The organism is Mesorhizobium sp. M4A.F.Ca.ET.022.05.2.1, from assembly GCF_003998845.1.
Classification (GTDB): Bacteria; Pseudomonadota; Alphaproteobacteria; order Rhizobiales; family Rhizobiaceae; genus Mesorhizobium.
In genome coordinates this window covers 1-1,990 of the sequence record NZ_RZOJ01000651.1, presented here as the reverse complement: position 1 = coordinate 1,990, position 1,990 = coordinate 1, and the positions used below count along the sequence as shown (strand labels likewise).

At 64.4% G+C, this 1,990-nt stretch carries 4 protein-coding genes; 1 reads left to right on the top strand and 3 read right to left on the bottom strand.

The annotated features are described in order from the left end of the window. Window positions 1-163, top strand: a 163-nt coding sequence (locus EN745_RS34150) for a pyridoxine 5'-phosphate oxidase C-terminal domain-containing protein (protein ID WP_281034805.1), incomplete at its 5' end; no start/stop codon positions are given. A gap of 22 nt (window positions 164-185) precedes the next feature. Here the strand turns inward: EN745_RS34150 and EN745_RS34145 are convergent. The 3 genes from EN745_RS34145 to EN745_RS34135 are packed head-to-tail and all read right to left on the bottom strand — an operon-like array spanning window position 186 to window position 1,934. Further along, complete coding sequence (locus EN745_RS34145; protein WP_126055947.1) at window positions 186-755, bottom strand: hypothetical protein; 570 nt, start codon at window positions 753-755, stop codon at window positions 186-188. Between the two features lie 10 nt (window positions 756-765). Beyond that, entirely contained in the window at window positions 766-1,344 is a 579-nt protein-coding gene (locus EN745_RS34140) for a hypothetical protein (protein ID WP_126055948.1), read from the bottom strand. Continuing rightward, window positions 1,341-1,934, bottom strand: coding sequence for a hypothetical protein (locus EN745_RS34135; protein ID WP_126055949.1), 594 nt, complete (start codon window positions 1,932-1,934; stop codon window positions 1,341-1,343). The genes EN745_RS34140 and EN745_RS34135 overlap by 4 nt, the downstream gene beginning before the upstream one ends. Window positions 1,935-1,990 lie beyond the last annotated feature (56 nt).

Genomic DNA, 1,990 nt, shown 5'->3' with positions numbered 1-1,990 from the left:
CTATCCAATCGGCGAGATCCCGCGGCCAAAACACTGGTCCGGCTTCCGCATCGTGCCGCAGACGATCGAGTTCTGGCACGACCGGCCGTTCCGCCTTCACGACCGCCTGGTCTTCACGCGCAACGCGGAAGGTGGCTGGGACAAGACGCGCCTCTATCCGTGACAGTGACGGACGGGTGGCCGGATCAATCCTTTTCCAACTGGAACAGCAGGAAATGCGGCCGCTCGCTGGCGACGCCGACGGCCGGCCGTATCGTCCTTGTCGCCTGTTTCGGCACCAGGAAGGTCTCGCGCAGGTTGAGGGTGTCGCCGCTCTTGGCGCCGGAGAAGATCGCCGACGTGCAGGTCTGCACGTGGTCCTGCGTTTTCAGCGATACCGCCGATGTCGGCGACCAACGCCGACCGTCCTTGTCCATCAGCACTATCCTGCAGCCGATCCAGAGTTTTTGCAGATCGGGATCGCCCACTTTCACCGAGAAGTCGGCCAGCACAGGGACCGAATCCGGCGGCAGGTTCGCCATGCCAAAGGCGCCGCGCAAATCGGTTAGCTTCCAGTCGCTGCCGCCGAAATGGGCGCTCTCTCCCCAGACAACGCTTCGGGCGAAGAGATCGTTGTTGCCAAGCAGCGTCCTAACACTGTCGTAAGCCTCAATTGCCAAGGCCAAGGGGATAAGCAGCAGCAGCGACCACAGGCTGCGGCGGCGCCATTTCCGCTCGCTCGTCCCGCTCTCCCGATCCAGAATTTCTGCCGCCATTCGATATCCCTCAGATCGGCTGCGTCATGTCCAGTGTGTCTACCGTGCCGGGCGGCAAGCCGTCGGGTCCAATCGCGACGGGCCCGAGCGATATCTCGGCCCGCGAGTCGAGTGCGGACATCAGCTTTTCCGAAACCAGCAGAGTGGCATCGCTGACTTCGTCAGGCCGCAGCTCGAAGATCAGCCTCGCCTTCCTCGGCAGGCCGGGGTCGATGGCCACGGGAAGGAGTCCATCGGCGAAGGACAGCCGCTCGGTCTGGTCATAGGTCAGGCCTGTCGACCCGCGCCAGGACGCGACCGCTACCGTCGTCGATTGCGCCGGCGCCGCAAACTCCACCGTGACCACGGCCCAGATGCCGCCTGTGGTCAAAACCTTGCTGTCACCGAACTTGTCAACTTTCAGTTTTCGGGCGAATTCGACCTTTTCGGCCCGGACCTCGAAGCTTCGCCCGACGGCCATGTCGCCGAGCGAGCCGCGGGCGGGGATCGGCCCGACAAGGTCGCCATAGTGCGGCTTCGACACCTGCAGGCCGTAGCAGAGCGACACTGCGACGAGCAGCAGGACGATGTTCGCCAGTTTGCGCATCATGGCCGGATATCCGCGGCACTAGGCCCGCTGCCAACCGGCAGCTTCAGCGTGCCGACCGGTGCCGGATTGAACCAGCCGGGCAGGCCGTAGAGATTGTCGCGCTGCTTGTAGGTCTTGCGGATGACCGTCAGGTCGAGGCTTGCCGGCGGTGCCGCTCCGTCCGGCAATTGCCAGACATAGGCCATGCGCTCCGGCATGCCGGGGTGCAGTTCCGGTGACAGCGTGGAATCACGCGTCAGCACGATGAACGGTCTCGTCGTCGGATCGACGGTTGCCTGGGCGGCCTGCAGCAGGTCGAAATAATCCTTTGTCGACTTGGCGGTGTGGTTGGTCATTTCGAGCTCGAGGACCAGCGCCTTGGCGCCAGGCTTCAGCGGTACGCCGTAGGGGTTCTCGCCTTCGGTCGAATAGGCCTTGAGCGACCTGAGCAGCCACTGGCCCGTCTCGATTCCGCTGGCGGGCACCAGAACCGGCAGCGGCTCTTGCCTTGCGCCGAAGGCGCCCATGACGCCGGCTACCCCAATCGCCGCCACTGTGCCGATGCCGGCCACCAACCATGCCTTCAGGCGGGAGCGGGCGTCTTCAAACATTCTGGGCCTCGGCCTCTCCACCGGCCGGGGAGCCGGCCGGCTGCATGCTGTCAATT

Coding starts and splice junctions, on each gene's coding strand:
- EN745_RS34145 (WP_126055947.1), bottom strand. CDS start 755: ATGGCGGCAGAAATTCTGGATCGGGAGAGCGGGACGAGCGAGCGGAAA.
- EN745_RS34140 (WP_126055948.1), bottom strand. CDS start 1,344: ATGATGCGCAAACTGGCGAACATCGTCCTGCTGCTCGTCGCAGTGTCG.
- EN745_RS34135 (WP_126055949.1), bottom strand. CDS start 1,934: ATGTTTGAAGACGCCCGCTCCCGCCTGAAGGCATGGTTGGTGGCCGGC.